Here is a 16,522-nt window from a genome sequence, read left to right as displayed (position 1 = left end):
GCTTGACGACGACCCCGCGCCCACCACAAAGGCCCCGCTACCAGTGACGATAACGGGGCTTTTGCATTTGTCTATTCAGTTAATTGAGTTTGGCCGAGCTGTTCGGGCAGCGTTGCCAGCCAAAGGCTCAGTGGTTATTAGTGATCAACCGCAGCCTCGGTACCAACACCGGTCAGGGAGCGAACTTCCATCTCAGCTGCCAGGTCATCGAAGTTATCCGGCTTACCCATGTAGGTGGCGATGATGCCAGCCAGGAACGCCAGCGGGATTGCGAGCAGACCCGGCGAGGTCAGCGGGAACCAGGAGAAGTCAACGGACGGAATCATCGAGGACTCAGCGCCGGAGACTGCCGGGGAGAAGATAATCAGAACCAGCGAGGCGATGACACCGGTGTACATGGAGGCAACTGCGCCTGCGGTGTTGAAGCGCTTCCAGAACAGGGACATCAGGATGGTCGGCACGTTTGCGGATGCTGCCACTGCGAAGGCCAGCGACACCAGGAAGGCGACGTTCTGCCCCATGGCCAGGATGCCGAGGATAATGGCGACAACACCCAGCACGATAACGGTAATGCGGGAGACACGAACCTGCTCGGCTTCCGTGGCCTGTCCCTTGCGAATCACGGCCTGGTAGAGGTCCTGGCCGACAGACGCGGAAGCGGTAATTGCCAGACCAGCGACCACGGCCAGCACGGTAGCGAACGCCACTGCGGAAATCACAGCCATGAAGATGGAGCCACCGATTTCGAAGGCCAGCAGCGGAGCTGCAGCGTTGGCCCCGCCCGGCGCGGCCATGATGCGGTCCGGGCCGACGAGTGCAGCAGCACCGTAGCCGAGCACCAGGGTCAGCAGGTAGAAACCACCGATGAGGATGATTGCCCAAGTCACGGACTTACGAGCTTCCTTTGCGGTCGGCACCGTGTAGAAGCGCATGAGCACGTGTGGCAGACCAGCAACACCGAGGACCAGTGCCAGGCCCAGAGAGATGAAGTCCAGCTGCTGGACGAAGGAGCCGCCGTACTTCAGACCCGGCTCAAGAATGGCGGAGGCTTCGTAGCCCTTCTCGGCGATGTAATCCGAGCTTGCGTGCATGTCCACTGCGTCCTGCAGGAGCTGGGAGAAGTTACCCTTAACGCCAACCAGGATGATCAGAGTCATGATGATGACAGCACCGACCAGCAGGACGGCCTTAATCATCTGCACGTAAGTCGTGCCCTTCATACCACCGATGAGAACGTAGGCAACCATGATGATGCCGACGACCGCGACAACGATGGACTGCTGAGTGGAGTCGTGGATGTTGAGCAGCACGGCGACCAGGGAACCTGCACCGGCCATCTGCGCGATGAGGTAGAACAGGGTCACCGCGAGGGTCGAGATAGCAGCCGCAGTACGTACCGGGCGCTGCTTAAGACGGAAGGACAGCACGTCGGCCATGGTGAACTTACCGACGTTACGCAGCGGCTCTGCAACCAACAGCAGCGCGACCAGCCAGGCTACGAAGAAGCCGATGGAGTAAAGGAATCCGTCGTAACCAGTCAGCGCAATGGCGCCGACGATACCGAGGAAGGAAGCCGCCGAGAGGTAGTCACCCGCAATGGCAAGACCGTTTTGGGTACCGGAGAACTGTGCGCCACCGGTGTAAAAGTCTGATGCTCCCTTGTTTCCGCCCTTGCCCACTCGAGTAACGATGAACATGGTCGCAACAATGAAGGCGACGAAGACCGCGATGTTGAGAATCGGGTTACCTGCTGCTGCAGTGTCATCTGCAGCAAAGAAACTAGTCAGCATGCCTATGCCTCCTTCTTTGCGACGATTTCAGCGATTTCTCCGCTTTCCAGTGCCTCGCGCAGCTCTGCCTGCATCGGCTCAAGCTTCTTGTTGGCGAAGTTGATGTACACCCAGGTGATGGCGAAGGTGGTCACGAACTGGAGCAGACCAAGGACGATGCCCAGGTTGATATTGCCCAGTACGGGAGTCGCCATGAGATCCGGCGCGAACGTCGCAAGCAAAACGAATGCGATGTACCACACCAGACCTGCGACGGTCATCGGGATGGCGAAAGAACGGAATGTAGAGCGGAGCTCTTGGAACTGCGCTGAGTTTTGCACGTAGCGGTACTCGGCCGCCTGTGGCTTATGCCGGTCTGTCGGCAAGGGAGTTGCGGACACGGGCTAATCCTTTCCAGGAAGTTATGCAGGTGTTCGTAATGAGGTTCAGCACAGCCACCCCGAGGGTGTGCCATGCACCACATTTTTCATTATGTGTGGAAACAAAGTTACCTGGAACACAGTTAGCAAAGAAGTTAAATGCGGCTAACTACTTCTCAGCGAGCCTTAAGGCACCCCCAAAAACGCCATTACCTGCATACTTAGGCGCCGTTTTTACTACCCCCATTTACGCCGTTGTACTCGTGTTCTCCGCTTCTTCCGGCAATGGCTTACTCTGACGCCACCACCACAGCGCTTCGATAATGACCGCGCCGATGGCCCCCACGATCAGCGCGGGAATCAACAGCTCCCGCCCTACCCAGTACAGATTAAGCACTGTGGCCACTGAACGAACCGAGAAGATGAACAGGTAGGCTCCTGCCGATACCGCCAGCAACAGAACCTTCCACCAGGTGTATGGCCTAGCCACGACCACCAAAACCCAAAATGCCGAAACAATCAGCACAATGAGGGTCGCAGTAGACGCCTCCCCTCGTGCCGCATCGCTGGCGTCGACTCCCGGGTTTGCCCACAACCAAAACATGAAGGTCAACAACCCCACCGTGATGCCCGCCGGTATCGCTAAGCGCAACACGCGCCGCACGAAACCATCGCGCGCACGCTCCAAGTTAGGAGCCAACGACAGCACGAACGCCGGGATTCCAATCGTGAACCATCCCGTAATGGTCACATGAATCGGCTCGAATGGATAATCCATCCCCCACAGCCCCACAGCCAGCGCCAGCACCACCGAGTAGATGGTCTTCGTCAAAAAGAGGTTGGCCACACGCTCGATATTGCCAATGACGCGACGCCCCTCCGCCACAATCATCGGCATCACGGCGAAGCGATTATCCAACAGCACCAACTGCGCAACCGAACGTGTCGCCGGCGCCCCATCGCCCATAGCCACGCCCAGGTTCGCCGCTTTTAGCGCCAGCACATCATTGACACCATCACCGGTCATCGCCACATGATGCCCCCGCGACTGCAGCGCATGAACCATATCGCGCTTATTCTCCGCCGTGACACGGCCGAAGATCTGCCGCGACTCCACAATGTCTGCGAACTCGTTGCGGATCTCGGTGGGCTTGGCTTCGCTATTCTCATCGCGGCTGACCGGAAGCTCAGAAGCATCGACAGGATTGTTAGCCCCCTCCATTTCCAGCTCACGTGCAACAGCCCCCACGGAGCGGTCATTGTCACCAGAAATGACCTTGACCTCGACGCCTTCTTCATAGAAGTAGGCCACCGTGTCCGCCGCATCTGAACGCACCTTCTGCCCCAGCACGACAAGTGCGACTGGCTCCAACTCCACCTCGCCACTCTTCCGCAGCGCACCGCCGGGCAGGTCATCTGCCCCAACTGAAGTCCGCGCGAGCAGGAGCACACGAAGTCCTTCCTCCATAAGCTCCCGAGCTTTCTGCATGCCGACCGCGGAGTCGTCGACAAGCACATCGGGCGCGCCGAAAACCCACGTCGCACCGCCGTGATACGTCAGCGCCGACCACTTATTCGCCGAGGTAAAGGGGCGGGTTCTGGCTTGTTCATGCTTTACGACGTCCCCTGCGTCCGCAAGCCCATCGAGCAGTGCACGAGCCGTTGCGTTGGGACGATCGTCGAGCTTGCACAGATCGATGAGTGCGGAGTCGACCTCATCGCGGGAGGTACCGTCACCCGATACGATGTCGACTTCCACTAGCTGCATCGCATTTTCGGTGAGCGTGCCAGTTTTGTCGACACACACGGTGTCGACACGCGCGAGACCTTCGATGGCGGGCAACTCATTGACCAGCACGCGATGTCGCCCCAAGCGCACCACCCCAAGGGCAAATGCGATGGTGGTCATGAGGACAAGCCCCTCAGGGACCATGGGCACCAGCGTGGCGACCATCCCCAGCAGCGCATCGTTGAAATCATCGCCGGCGACAAAGAGCTGCGTATAGATTGCCAGGGCGCCGACGGGAATGAGAATCCAGGAAATGTAGGTCAGGATCTTGTTGATGCCGCGGAAGAGCTGGGAATCAGTCAGCGTGAATTTGTTGGCCTCAGCTGCGAGCTTGGCGGCGTAAGCCTCCTTGCCCACTTTGGTGGCCTGATATCGCGCCGACCCCACCACGACCGAGGAACCCGAGTAGACCATGTCCCCAACGCTCTTATCGACGGCATCGGATTCACCGGTGAGAGAGGACTCATCGACAGCCACGTCAGAGGCGTAGCGGAGAATACCGTCAACGACGATTTGGTCACCGGGACCAACCTCGATGAGATCGTCGAGGACGACGGACTCGCGGTCGATCTCGCGAGCAGACTCCCCGTCGCGAATGACCATGGGTTTTGCACGGCCGACAATGGAAAGCTTGTCCAGTGTGCGCTTGGCACGCAGTTCTTGGATGATGCCGACGATAGAGTTGGCGATAATCAGCAGACCAAAGGCACCGTTGACAATTGAGCCGGTATAGAGCACGACTGCGAATAAAACAGCGAGAATACCGTTAATCCGGGTAAACACATTGGCACGGATAATGTCCCACACACTGCGCCCGGATGTTGGCGGCAGCTCGTTGACGTGCCCCAACTCAATGCGTTGCTGGACCTGCTGTTGAGTAAGACCACTGTCGGGAGTTTTCCACGAGCCCATGCCTGCCTACCCTATTCGCCTAATTGCTGAACCTATTCGACCTATTTGCCAATGAAATTCGGTTCGCGCTTTTCGGCTCGCGCCTTCGATGCCTCCGCAGCATCCTCGGAAGCCCACACCGTGTCGTAGAGCTCCTGCTGGTAGTCCTTCAACGGGCTATGTGTCTCATCGTCGTTGAGCACTGCCTTGTGGTAGGCCAGCGACAGGGGCGCGTAGGTGGCGATACGAAGCGCTGCCTCCTCCGCCTTGTCCGGACCACCGAGGTAGGAAGCCAGACCACAACCGCGGGCGGCTTCCTGATCCATGCGCTCGGCCGCCAACAAAATAGTGCGGGCGCGGGCACCGCCGACGAGTACGCGTACGCGGCGAATTGTCCAGGCATCGACAGCGATACCGAGCTTGACCGGCGGAATCATAAACCAGCCGCGCTCACCCACGACGCGCAAATCGGCCGCCATCGCCAGCTGCATACCAGCTCCGACAGCCGGCCCCTGCACATCCGCTATAACCACCAGACGGCTGGCCTCGATTGTGCGCAGCATTCGACGGAGCTGTTCGTGGAAGGAATCTTCATGGTGCTGGCCACTCAGGTCGGCGCCCGCACAGAAAGCGCGGCCTTCGCCGCGCAGCAGGATAACGCGCTGCTCTGGAACCTCAGCGGCAGCTTCCACCGCATCGGCGATGTCACGACACACGTCGGCAGTCAGGGAGTTGCGCTTATGATCTCGGTCGATGGTGATAGTGACAATTGCGCCGTCGGCTTCGACGCGGATTTCAGATGCTGGGTTCGTCATAGCATTTAGGCTACCCGCGAAACACCAATAGTGATGGGGCTATAAGCAAATCTAAATTCGCTTATTCGTTGCCGAATACCCGCGGGTCGCCACTCAGGCGACCGTCGGCACGCGCCATCGACGCAATCGTTTCCATGTCCTCGTCGGCGAGTTCAAAGTCGGTGACCTGAAAGTTCTCCTTGATGCGCGACGGCGTGCCCGACTTCGGGATGGCCACGATGCCACGCTGAAGGTGCCAGCGGATAGCAACTTGGGAGGGAGTTTTACCCAGGCGATCTGCGATTTCAGCAATCGGCGAGCCCTCAAAGTACTTCGCGCGCCCCAACGGCGACCAAGCCTGCGTGACAATACCGCGACGACGATCGTCTTCAACCTGCTCATTCTGCGGGAACTGCGGATGCAGCTCAATCTGGTTGACCACCGGAGTCTCCGAGAGCTGGTCGAGCACCTCTGGGTAAAAGTTCGCCACACCAACCGAGCGAATCAGCCCCTCACGCTTGAGCTCCAGCAGCGTATCGAAACACTGCCCAAACGTCCCCTGCTTCTCCACCGGCCAGTGCACAAGCACCAGGTCAACGTAGTCAAGGCTGAGCCGTTCTAAAGATGCCCGCACGGACTCGCGCGTCGCCGCCGACCCCTGCGCATCGTTCCAGACCTTCGTGGTCACGAAGATATCTTCACGCTTTACGACGTTCGCAGCGACCGCATCAGCAATACCCTGCCCAACCCCTCGCTCATTGCGATAGAGCGATGCGGTGTCGATGTGGCGGTAGCCGATTTCCAGGGCGTAGCGCACGGATTCGCGCGCCTGCTCATCGTCAAGCTTGTAGGTACCGAACCCCAGAATCGGGATGGCGTTGCCATCGACCATTTCCACGTTGGCAATTCCGGTTGTCGCTGCATCGTACTTCAGATTGAGTGTGGTCATGCCAACCGAGTGTACGGACTGAAAATTTTTTAGATTTTTTCTACCCTGCTGACCTGCGGTTTAGAAAGGTGAGTGCGCTTCATTTTGTTGCGAACAGTTGACGTAGTGTTGTGTTTATACAACACTTTGGAGTGTGTCCCCAAAGATTAAACCCAAAGAACCGATATTCAACAGAATTTCAGTGCTGCGGGCAGAACACGGACTCAGCCGAGCCGAACTAGCCAAACAAGTAGAGGTCAATCCTCAAACGATTGGCGCGTTGGAGCGAGGTGACCACTACCCCAGCTTGGATCTGGCATTTCGCATCTGCGCGGTGTTCGATCTCCCCGTTGAGGCGGTGTTTTCTCGCGAGGAATTCAAGCCCATGTCCTCTGCCCTATACCGAAAGGAAAGCTAACGATGCCAGCTATTCGGACTGAAAACGCAACACCGAACTTTTTCGAAAAGCTAGAAGCCCGGCGCGAAGCGAAGTACACAAAGCGTGTCGAGCAGATGTCGAGCTGGTTGCCCAAGTGGCGCAACCAGGCGGCGCGGCGGAAGCTGGTCATCGCATTCGAGGTGTGCCTTGTGCTGATGCTGCTGAGCGGCATCGCGCTTCTCGGTAGCCTGACCGATATTTTCCCGGGATGGCTTTCTCTGCTCTGGCCAGTGATTTCCCTCATTATGGTCGTCGTCTGGACCAGCCTCAACATCACAGTCGACATGGTTGACAGCGCACCGACCTCGCTACTGGACGAATACCAGCAGGAACAGATTCTGAACCTGCGGGGACTGACATATCGCTGCTTCACCTACTTCGGCTTGGTGACCTTCCTCGCTCTCGTTCTGGTGGGCACCTATGTCCTGAACGCGCAACCTGACTGGGGACACTACATTCCGTACAGCTTCGGAATCTTCGGAATTATCGCTTTCCTCTACATTTCCACGCTGCCCACCGTCGTCTACGCCTGGAATCTGCGCGACGACTAGTACGGGCTCAAAAACTCATATCCCTCCTCTGCCCTTCACTCCTCAATCTAAGGATCACCATGAACAGCCTCATTATTGACGGGCTTGAGAAGTCCTACGGAGACCTGCAGGTTCTCCGTGGCATGAGCTTCCAAGTTCACCCTGGAGAAATCTACGGCTTCGTCGGCTCTAACGGTGCCGGCAAGACCACCACTATGCGCATTGCCCTGGGCGTGCTGGCCACCGATAAAGGCGAGGTACGCATCGGCGATACCCCGATGAATGACTCGCTGCGCCGCACGATTGGCTACATGCCAGAAGAACGCGGCCTCTACCCAAAGGATGAGGTCCGCAAGCAGCTGATTTACTTTGCTCGCCTACACGGTGTGCCCACCAAGCGCGCGGAGTCCAACGCCGACAACTTGTTGGATCGCCTCGGTCTCACCGAGCGCGCTAACGACAAGGTCGACACGCTCTCGCTCGGCAATCAGCAGCGCGTGCAGCTGGCAGCCTCCCTCGTCCACGACCCAGAAATACTAGTCCTCGACGAGCCCTTCTCTGGTCTCGACCCAGTTGCGGTCAAGGTGATGAGCTCCGTACTCAAGGAGTACGCCGACCGCGGCACCCCGATTGTGTTCTCTTCCCACCAGCTCGACCTTGTCGAGCGCATGTGTGACCGCGTCGGCATCATCCGCGACGGCCGCATGCTCGTGGAAGGCACTGTTGATGAGCTGCGAGCACGGGGCCCACGGGCTTTCGTCGTCAAGCTCGATGGTGCGCCCCAGGATTGGGCGACCTCCGTCGAGGGCGTGACAAGCGTGGAGCGTGATACCCATGGTGCCACCGTCGTTCACCTCGATTCCAACGCCCCCGCCGACACCGACCAGAAGCTGCTACACAGCGCGATGGCAGCGGGAACGGTCCGTTCGTTTGGACCTCTGCAAATTCCACTTACCGAGCTCTACCAGGAGGCCGTACAGCAATGAGCACCAACACTTACAACGCCTCAACGGCCGTCAAGACTGTTTTCGTCCGCGAACTCCGCGAGCATCTGCTGAAGAAAAGCTCGCTAATCACGCTCATCATCATGGCAGTGGCGGCCGTCGGCGGTATCTTCGTTGCCGACTACATGACCTCCAAGTCCGATAATGACACCGTAAAAATCGCGGTCGTCGGAGAAGCGCCGTTCGCGGACTCTCTCGCCGACGCCACCGCCGAAATAAAGGATGCTGAAGGCGCGGATGCCGCAGCCGGCGCATTTGCCACAGCATCGCTCTCACCGTTGGAGATTACGTCCGCGGCAGACGACAAGGCCGCTCGCGCTGCCGTCACCGACGGCGACGCCGACGCCGCTCTCGTCCCCGACACCGCAGAAGGCAAGGAGGGCTCGTGGAAGCTGCTTGCCGACGACGCCCCATCCTGGCTGGCCCCAATGCTGCAGGAGTCGCTGCAGAAACAAAATGAAGCCATGCTGCTCAGCGAAAACGGAATCAACCCCAGCGAGTTTTTCTCCAAGACTCAAAGCGCAGCCGTGTCGGTGGAGTCGCTGGATGAAGCCAAAGACGAGAAGATGCCCGCAGTGGTCATCACACTGATTGGTGTGATGGTCATGATGACCGCCATCCTCGTCTTCGGCGGCGCGGTGGCCACCAGCGTCATCGAGGAGAAGTCCTCCCGCGTCATCGAGATCATTCTCTCGACCGTTCGCCCGGCGCACCTGCTGGCTGGCAAGATCCTCGGCGCCGGTCTGGCTGGCATCATCATGATGAGCGTGCTGACCGCCAGCGCCGCAGTTGCCCTCATGATTACCGGATTGGCGGAGAGCTTCGATGTGCCGTGGTCCGCAGTCTGGCTGCTGGTCCCGTGCTTCATCCTCGGTTACTTCTTCTTCGCCGCGCTGTATGCAGCCTCCGCATCCTTGGTCAGCCGTATGGAAGATTTCCAGGGCGCACAGATGCCGGTACTGGTGTTCTCGCTGATCACGATGTATGTTCCGCTGTTTGGCTGGAGCAAGTTGGACTCTACCGTCATGCAGATTGCAGCGTGGATTCCACCGGTTTCCATCACCACTGCCCCGATGCAGTACGCCGTTGGCAACTTCTCCGCACTCCAGTTGGCGGCTTCGCTGCTAATCATGGTTGTGGGAGTAGCCGCAGTCATCGCACTCGCCGCCTGGATCTACCCGCGCAATGTCCTGCGCACCGGTGCCGCGGTCAGCTGGAAGAAGGCTCTGACAGCCAAGAGCTAGCCCCCGGCCCTGCCCAAAAGAGCGTGGCTCCTTCGGCACGGTCACCTAAAACCGAATAATCGTCAATCGCGTAGTTTGCTCAGCGCACCTTATAGGCCTTTGCGCAGCGCACCTTATAGACCATGGTCCGCCGCAAACTGCGCGATTTTTCCTGTCTCGCCATAGGAGGTCTGCGCCCCCACGCCTGTCGCCGCATGAGCCGAGACCACCGCCGCAAGACGAGCTGCCGTCACCACATCATCGCCCGCGGCCAACGCGGTGAGGACCGTACCCATGTACGCATCACCGCAGCCCGTGGTGTCCACGACCTCGATGGGCAGCGCTGGAATGCGAGTGACTGCCACCTCGCTTTCCGACGTCCTCAAGACCGCAGACCCCTCCCCGCCAAGTGTGACAATGGCCGTGGAAATCCCGTGTTCGTCGGCAAGCGCGCGCCCAACCGCATCCCACTGACCGTGCTCGCAACCGGCGACCGCGCGCTCGGAGCCGATGATGGCTGCGAGTTCGTGCTCGTTGACAATGAGGACATCGACCAGCGCGAGCAGGTCCTCACTGACCGCCCGAATCGGCGACAGGTTGAACACCACCGGCACACCCCCATCGTGGGCAATCTGTGCGGCGGCCAGGACAGCCTCATCACAAATCTCCAGACACAGACCGAGGCACCCAGCCCGCTGAATCTTGTCCGCATGACTGCGCACCATCTCAGCATCGACTTCACCATTGGCGCCAGCGGAGATGACAATGAAATTCTCCGCCGCATCATCAACGACAATCATGGCTGTACCAGTGGCGGAGTCGACGGTCTCAACTGCGGAGATGTCCACGTGAGCGTCGGTAAGCGCGTCGCGCAGCAACTGCGCGTTGGGATCCGAACCGACCGCGCCGACCAGTTCCACTGCCGCGCCCAGCCTGCCAGCCGTCGCCGCCTGATTCGCCGACTTACCGCCCGGCAGAATGCGCAGAGGACTGCCCTCGATAGTCTCACCACCATGCGGCAGGCGCTTCACGGTGACAGTCAGGTCTGCGTTGATGGAACCGACGACACATACGTTTGGCCTCTGTTCAGCCAGCTCGGTGAGGCGCTCAGTAATCGGCATTGGTTCGACTCCTCGGTAGTGCGGACACGTTTTTTCCGACAATAGCGCTACCCCTTTCCGCCCACCATCAACTAAGCCGGTTTACCCCTTGTTTACTACCGTGGAGGTATGGCTAGAATCAGCGCCCAACAAGTAATAGATACCGTCCTCGACCACGGAAGTTTCACATCCTGGGACGGCGCGCCCAAGCATGGCAACATCGACGAGTCCTACCGCGGCACACTGTCCCGAGCCTCTGAGAAAACCGGTCTCGATGAGGCCGTTATCACCGGCGAAGGCACCGTCGGCGGCAAGCGCGTCGCCGTCATCTGTTCTGAGTTCGGCTTCCTCGGCGGTTCTATCGGCGCCGCTACCGCTCGTCGTATTATCCGCAGCATCGAGCGCGCGACTGCGGAGCAGCTGCCGCTGTTGCTCTCCCCGACCTCGGGTGGCACTCGCATGCAGGAGGGCACTGCGGCGTTCGCGCTCATGATCTCTATTACCACCGCAGTGGCGCGCCACAAGGATTCTCACTTGCCATTCCTGGTGTACCTGCGCAATCCCACCACCGGTGGTGTCATGGCGTCGTGGGGGTCGGCAGGCCACTTCACCTTCGCAGAGCCCGGCGCACTTCTCGGCTTCCTCGGCCCGCGCGTCGTCGAGCTGGCTACCGGCGAACCCATGCCCGAAGGCGTTCAGACCTCCGAGAACCTGTTCAAGCAGGGCATTATCGACGGCATCATTCCGCTCGAAGGTCTGCGCGGCGCTGTCCGCCGCACCATCGACGTGCTTGCCGACGGAGACCCCAGCGAACCCACCCCACCGCCAGTAGCAGCCATTGACGGTCGCGATACCTGGGAAGCTATCCTGCGCACCCGCGATACTTCTCGTCCAGGTGGCGGCGATATTATCGATGCCCTTGTCGACTGCTCCGTGCCAATCTCCGGCACCGGCGATGGCCACAAGTCGCTGTCGGTCCGGGCTCGCCTGGCGCGGATTGGTGAGCGGCCGGTGATTCTGGTCGCCCAGGATCGCCATAACCAGCCGCCGCTGGGCACGCATCCAATGGGGCCTGGCTCACTGCGTTTTGCCCGCCGTGCGATGCGCATCGCGGAGAGCCTGAACATTCCGCTAGTCACGGTCATTGACACCCCAGGCGCTGAGTTGACCAAAGACGCCGAGGAAAATGCCATGGCCGGCGAGATTGCCCGCACCTTGACCACGCTGGTGAACTTGAAGGTTCCGACCGTGTCACTCATTCTCGGCCAGGGCTGCGGTGGCGGTGCGCTGGCCATGCTGCCCTCTGACCGCGTGCTGGCAATGCACGATGCCTGGATGTCTCCGTTGCCGCCGGAGGGCGCTTCGGCGATTATCTACCGAGACACCGAGCATGCCCCGGAAATGATGGAGGAGCAGGGCGTTGGCGCCGAGGCCATGCTGAAGACCGGGGTCATCGACGAGATTGTGGCCGAACCTGAGGATTCGTCCGAACTGCCCCGCCGTGCTCTGAGTGCTATCGAGCACGCCCTCTGGGAGCTAGAGAAGAATCCGGCTCGCGTTGGCCGTGAGCAGCGTTTCGACCACTACCGTCGCTTCGCGCTGGGCGAGTAAGGGGGGCTGGGGCCTGGTGTGGGACTGGCGTGGGGCTGGTTTGGGCCTTCAGCCCCCACCCCAACCTCAGAAAGCAAGAAAGTGACTGAGTTTATGACACTTTTGGGCAATTTTTCACGCCTGAAGTGTCATAAACGCAGTCACTTTCTTCGCCGGAAATCCTGCAAACCGCCGACGGAGGGATGGGCAGGAGCCGCGAAGCGAAGCTCAGCCGGCCAGCAGAGCTAGCATGCGGACTTTTACTTAACGTCCAACAGGTCGATGACGAAGACCAGGGTCTTACCAGACAGGAAGTGTCCTGCACCAGCCGGGCCGTAAGCTTTCTCCGGCGGGCAAATCAGCTCGCGGCGACCGCCGACCTTCATGCCCGGAATGCCTTCCTGCCAACCGGCAATCAGGCCGTTCAGCGGGAACTCGATGGACTGGCCACGGTTCCAGGAAGAGTCGAACTCTTCACCGGTTTCGTAGTCAACACCCACGTAGTGGACCTCGACACGAGCACCCGGAGTGGCCTCCTTGCCGTCACCGACAGTGAGGTCGTTGATGACGAGTTCCGTCGGAGCCGGACCGGACTTAGCAGTGAGTTCTGGCTTGGACAAGACAATCTCCTATCACAGTTGGTTTTTTCACAGTTGGTATTCAGCCCAACGTAAATGGACCCAACTTAAATGGGGTTTCTTAAAATTCTAGGAAAAATAAAAGGCGCGTACCAACCTTTCGAAGGCTAGTACGCGCCTTTTCGCGTTTTCAACGCTGGACTTTTCTATGCTGGGTTACCTGCGAGAAACTCCTACGCGGTAATCGCTAGAAAATCCTTAGCGCTGGTCGCGCGGAACGAAGTCACGCTCGGTCTCGCCGGTGTAAATCTGGCGAGGACGGTTGATCTTCGATGCCGGGTCAGTGACCTGCTCGTTGAACTGAGCGATCCAGCCCGGGAGGCGGCCGATGGCGAACAGGACGGTGAAGAAGTCCGTCGGGAAGCCCATGGCGCGGTAAATCAGACCGGTGTAGAAGTCAACGTTCGGGTAGAGCTTGCGGGAGACGAAGTAGTCATCAGCCAGTGCAATCTCTTCCAGCTTCATAGCCAAATCCAGCAGCTCGTCGCCGCCGAGGTGCTGGAGCACCTCGTGAGCGGTCTTCTTAGCGATAGCTGCACGCGGGTCGTAGGACTTGTAGACGCGGTGACCGAAGCCCATCAGGCGGACGCCCGGCTCCTTGTTCTTCACGCGATTCATGAACTCGGTTGCGTCGCCACCGTGGTTCTGCTGGATGTCCTCGAGCATCTCCAGAACAGCCTGGTTAGCGCCACCGTGCAGCGGGCCAGACAGAGCGTTGATACCAGCAGCGATGGAGACGAACATGGAAGCGCCGGAGGAAGCGACCATGCGGACGGTGGAGGTGGAGCAGTTCTGCTCGTGGTCAGCGTGCAGGATGAGCAGCTTGTCCAGAGCGTCAACCACTACCGGATCAACCTCGTAGTCAGCGGTCGGGTAACCGAACATCATGCGCAGGAAGTTCTCGCGAGCGTTCAGGTTGTTGTCCGGGTACATGTACGGCTCACCCTTGGATGCGCGGTAAGCGTATGCAGCCAGCATCGGGACCTTAGCCATCAGGCGAACCGCAGCCAGGTTGCGCTGCTCTTCGTTCAGCGGATCCAGCTCGTCCTGGTAGTAGGAAGCCAGAATGTTGACCGAGGAAGCCAGGGTCTGCATCGGGTGTGCGCCACGCGGGAAGATGCTGAATGCGCGACGGAAGTCCTCGTCCAGCAGGGTGTGGTGACGAATGTCGTGGTTGAACTGCGCAAGCTCTTCCTCAGACGGAAGGTGGCCGTGAATCAGCAGGTAGGAAACCTCGTTGAAGGTAGCCTTCTCAGCCAGCTGCTCAATCGGGTAACCGCGGTAGCGCAGAATGCCGTTACCGCCGTCGATGTAAGTGATCTTGGACTCGGTAGAACCGGTGGCGGTGTAGCCTGGGTCAAAGGTGGTCAGTCCAGTTTCCTGGAGCATCTTGCCCAGTGCAATACCGTCGTTACCCTCGGTTGCCTTGACGATGTCCATCTCGAACTCGCCGCCCGGGTAGTGGAGTACAGCCTTGCCGTCTTTAGTAGCCACAACTTCCCTTTCACAGAAAAATTCTTCTTAACGACTCCAGAGTGCGGGGGAAGCAGGCACAGCGGAAAACAGCATGCTGCCTCCCAACTCCACGCCACCCCTTCGGGGTCGCATTGTTTTCAATGATTCAATTATGCGCGACATTTGCGTTCCATTGCATCTTGCCCAGTGAAAAAAGTTTGCTTAGTTCACATCGACCGTGTCGTAACCATAAAGAACCGACACCTGCAGTGGATTAGAACACACAATATCAAAGAGTGTGAGCAGTGCAACACCCTCTACCCCATTCGGGCAGCCTGGGCTTACCCAATCTTGACCCCTCTTCACCCCGAAATGCAAATGGAAAAACGGGTTTATTACGTTGTCACTGCTCATTTACCAATCAGGAGGTCAGGAGCACATTCAACAGCCAATGTCTTTAAAAGTTCAAAAGCCATCGAGCCGATGCCCGAAAACACATCGACTAAATCCACAATAATTCACCCCTCGCCGCCCGCCCGAGGCTCCACACCGCCAAGTTTTCAGCACCAACAAAACTGGAAAAAATTCTTCGCAAACTTTGCAAATACGCCAATCCACCCTGTTTTGTTATGCAAAGTACGGAAGCGGGGGCAATTGAACCCCACCCTTTTGCTATAAGTACCCCCGATTACCGCTAGAGTTTGAAGACAACGGCTGTATATCAAGCTTCACTTTGAATGCACTTTGAAAGGTTGCGCCTCATATGAGCGATCAATTCCCAGTCCTCCCTGAAGAGTTCCAGCCCGGCGACGGCCGCTTTGGTTGCGGTCCGTCGAAGGTTCGCCCGGCACAGATTCAGGCAATCGTTGACGGCGGTACCTCTATCATGGGTACCTCCCACCGTCAGCCGGCAGTGAAGAACGTTGTTGGTGAGGTTCGCGAGGGTCTGGCTGAGCTCTTCCAGCTTCCGGACGGCTACGAGATTGTCCTGTCCCTCGGCGGCGCAACCGCTTTCTGGGATGCTGCCACCTTTGGGCTCATCGAGAAGAAGTCCGCTCACCTGACTTACGGTGAGTTCTCCTCCAAGTTTGCCAAGGCCTCCAAGATGGCTCCGTGGCTCGACGCTCCGCAGATCATCGAAGCAGAGCCGGGTTCCGCACCTGAGGTTGTCGCTGGCGAAGAGGGCGTTGACCTTATTGGTTGGGCTCACAACGAGACCTCCACCGGCACCATGGTTCCGGTCACCCGCCCGGCAGGCTCCGAGGGCCAGCTCGTGGCTATCGATGCCACCTCCGGTGCCGGCGGCCTCCCGGTCGACATGTCCCAGGCTGACGTCTACTACTTCTCCCCGCAGAAGTGCTTCGCTTCTGACGGCGGCATCTGGTTGGCTGCAATGTCCCCGGCTGCCATCGAGCGTATTGAGAAGATCAATTCTTCCGACCGCTTCATCCCGGCTTTCCTGAACCTGCAGACTGCCGTTGATAACTCCCGCAAGAACCAGACCTACAACACCCCGGCCGTCGGCACTTTGCTGATGCTGGCTGATCAGGTCAAGTGGATGAACGCCAACGGCGGCCTCGACGGCATGGTTGCCCGCACCACCGAGTCCTCCTCCCACCTCTACAACTGGGCTGAGAACCGCGCGGAGGCAACTCCGTTCGTCACCGATGCTGCAAAGCGCTCGCTGGTCGTCGGCACCATCGACTTCGAGGACAACATCGACGCCGCACAGATTGCCAAGGTTCTGCGCGCCAACGGCATCCTCGACATCGAGCCGTACCGCAAGCTGGGCCGCAACCAGCTGCGCATCGGTATGTTCCCGGCCATCGACCCGGAGGACATCCGTCGTCTGACTGGCGCTATCGACTGGGTTCTGGACAACGGCTACGCTGCAAAGTAACAGTCAAATACCGGCCTCAGCCGCTTAACTCCCGCGCCACGCGCAAGGGCATTGCCCCATTTGTCCGTGACGCGGGAGTTTTGTCGTTTACC

14 protein-coding genes are annotated in these 16,522 nt (G+C 59.0%); 6 read left to right on the top strand and 8 right to left on the bottom strand.

Annotated elements, in window-relative coordinates; translation table 11 throughout:
- Positions 1-137: 137 nt before the first annotated feature.
- From QP981_RS02185 to QP981_RS02165, 5 genes are all read right to left on the bottom strand, one after another.
- Positions 138-1,790: a monocarboxylic acid transporter gene (locus tag QP981_RS02185; RefSeq protein WP_070549884.1), complete on the bottom strand. Its 1,653-nt coding sequence runs from the start codon at positions 1,788-1,790 to the stop codon at positions 138-140.
- A gap of 2 nt (positions 1,791-1,792) precedes the next feature.
- Entirely contained in the window at positions 1,793-2,170 is a 378-nt protein-coding gene (locus QP981_RS02180) for a DUF485 domain-containing protein (RefSeq protein ID WP_070437585.1), read from the bottom strand.
- A 226-nt stretch (positions 2,171-2,396) separates the two neighbouring features.
- A complete protein-coding gene (locus tag QP981_RS02175) occupies positions 2,397-4,850 on the bottom strand; it encodes an HAD-IC family P-type ATPase (RefSeq protein WP_284857843.1) in 2,454 nt (817 codons plus the stop codon).
- A gap of 41 nt (positions 4,851-4,891) precedes the next feature.
- Positions 4,892-5,644, bottom strand: a complete 753-nt coding sequence (locus tag QP981_RS02170) for an enoyl-CoA hydratase (RefSeq protein ID WP_284857842.1) — start codon at positions 5,642-5,644, stop codon at positions 4,892-4,894.
- 61 nt (positions 5,645-5,705) lie between these two features.
- Entirely contained in the window at positions 5,706-6,572 is an 867-nt protein-coding gene (locus QP981_RS02165) for an aldo/keto reductase (protein ID WP_284857841.1), read from the bottom strand.
- A gap of 133 nt (positions 6,573-6,705) precedes the next feature.
- On the opposite strand from QP981_RS02165, the gene QP981_RS02160 reads away from it, so the two are divergent.
- The 4 genes from QP981_RS02160 to QP981_RS02145 are packed head-to-tail and all read left to right on the top strand — an operon-like array spanning position 6,706 to position 9,768.
- A complete protein-coding gene (locus QP981_RS02160; protein WP_042388879.1) occupies positions 6,706-6,969 on the top strand; it encodes a helix-turn-helix transcriptional regulator in 264 nt (87 codons plus the stop codon).
- Positions 6,970-6,971: 2 nt separating this feature from the next.
- Positions 6,972-7,541: a hypothetical protein gene (locus tag QP981_RS02155; RefSeq protein ID WP_284857840.1), complete on the top strand. Its 570-nt coding sequence runs from the start codon at positions 6,972-6,974 to the stop codon at positions 7,539-7,541.
- Positions 7,542-7,600: 59 nt separating this feature from the next.
- Entirely contained in the window at positions 7,601-8,506 is a 906-nt protein-coding gene (locus tag QP981_RS02150; RefSeq protein ID WP_284857839.1) for an ABC transporter ATP-binding protein, read from the top strand.
- Entirely contained in the window at positions 8,503-9,768 is a 1,266-nt protein-coding gene (locus QP981_RS02145; RefSeq protein WP_016423304.1) for an ABC transporter permease, read from the top strand. Before QP981_RS02150 ends, QP981_RS02145 begins: the two co-directional genes overlap by 4 nt.
- 113 nt (positions 9,769-9,881) lie before the next feature.
- Here QP981_RS02145 and QP981_RS02140 read toward each other — a convergent pair whose 3' ends face one another.
- The gene (locus tag QP981_RS02140; RefSeq protein ID WP_284857838.1) at positions 9,882-10,868 is read right to left on the bottom strand and encodes a ribokinase; all 987 of its coding nucleotides are present in this window, start codon (positions 10,866-10,868) and stop codon (positions 9,882-9,884) included.
- Positions 10,869-10,976: 108 nt separating this feature from the next.
- Between QP981_RS02140 and QP981_RS02135 the strand changes: the two genes are divergently transcribed.
- The gene (locus tag QP981_RS02135; RefSeq protein ID WP_284857837.1) at positions 10,977-12,458 is read left to right on the top strand and encodes a carboxyl transferase domain-containing protein; all 1,482 of its coding nucleotides are present in this window, start codon (positions 10,977-10,979) and stop codon (positions 12,456-12,458) included.
- Between the two features lie 239 nt (positions 12,459-12,697).
- Here the strand turns inward: QP981_RS02135 and QP981_RS02130 are convergent, their stop codons facing one another.
- Both QP981_RS02130 and QP981_RS02125 read right to left on the bottom strand, forming a co-directional pair.
- Positions 12,698-13,057, bottom strand: a complete 360-nt coding sequence (locus tag QP981_RS02130; protein WP_005511805.1) for an FKBP-type peptidyl-prolyl cis-trans isomerase — start codon at positions 13,055-13,057, stop codon at positions 12,698-12,700.
- 216 nt (positions 13,058-13,273) lie between these two features.
- Positions 13,274-14,569 carry a citrate synthase gene (locus QP981_RS02125; protein WP_016423307.1) on the bottom strand — a complete coding sequence of 432 codons (1,296 nt, stop codon included), beginning with the start codon at positions 14,567-14,569 and terminating at the stop codon, positions 13,274-13,276.
- 724 nt (positions 14,570-15,293) lie between these two features.
- Here QP981_RS02125 and serC point away from each other — a divergent pair.
- The gene (gene serC / locus QP981_RS02120; RefSeq protein WP_016423308.1) at positions 15,294-16,430 is read left to right on the top strand and encodes a phosphoserine transaminase; all 1,137 of its coding nucleotides are present in this window, start codon (positions 15,294-15,296) and stop codon (positions 16,428-16,430) included.
- Positions 16,431-16,522: the final 92 nt, after the last annotated feature.

The sequence above is a fragment of the Corynebacterium sp. MSK047 genome, from assembly GCF_030232285.1.
Taxonomy (GTDB): Bacteria; Actinomycetota; Actinomycetes; order Mycobacteriales; family Mycobacteriaceae; genus Corynebacterium; species Corynebacterium jeikeium_D.
The sequence above is the reverse complement of the archived record's forward strand: the minus strand, read 5'-3'. Positions and strand labels throughout refer to the sequence as shown.

What these genes read in the sequence shown, in the direction of transcription:
- QP981_RS02185 (WP_070549884.1), bottom strand. Translation starts at nt 1,790, where the DNA reads ATGCTGACTAGTTTCTTTGCTGCAGATGACACTGCAGCAGCAGGTAAC.
- QP981_RS02175 (WP_284857843.1), bottom strand. Translation starts at nt 4,850, where the DNA reads ATGGGCTCGTGGAAAACTCCCGACAGTGGTCTTACTCAACAGCAGGTC.
- QP981_RS02170 (WP_284857842.1), bottom strand. Translation starts at nt 5,644, where the DNA reads ATGACGAACCCAGCATCTGAAATCCGCGTCGAAGCCGACGGCGCAATT.
- QP981_RS02165 (WP_284857841.1), bottom strand. Translation starts at nt 6,572, where the DNA reads ATGACCACACTCAATCTGAAGTACGATGCAGCGACAACCGGAATTGCC.
- QP981_RS02155 (WP_284857840.1), top strand. Translation starts at nt 6,972, where the DNA reads ATGCCAGCTATTCGGACTGAAAACGCAACACCGAACTTTTTCGAAAAG.
- QP981_RS02150 (WP_284857839.1), top strand. Translation starts at nt 7,601, where the DNA reads ATGAACAGCCTCATTATTGACGGGCTTGAGAAGTCCTACGGAGACCTG.
- QP981_RS02145 (WP_016423304.1), top strand. Translation starts at nt 8,503, where the DNA reads ATGAGCACCAACACTTACAACGCCTCAACGGCCGTCAAGACTGTTTTC.
- QP981_RS02140 (WP_284857838.1), bottom strand. Translation starts at nt 10,868, where the DNA reads ATGCCGATTACTGAGCGCCTCACCGAGCTGGCTGAACAGAGGCCAAAC.
- QP981_RS02135 (WP_284857837.1), top strand. Translation starts at nt 10,977, where the DNA reads ATGGCTAGAATCAGCGCCCAACAAGTAATAGATACCGTCCTCGACCAC.
- serC (WP_016423308.1), top strand. Translation starts at nt 15,294, where the DNA reads ATGAGCGATCAATTCCCAGTCCTCCCTGAAGAGTTCCAGCCCGGCGAC.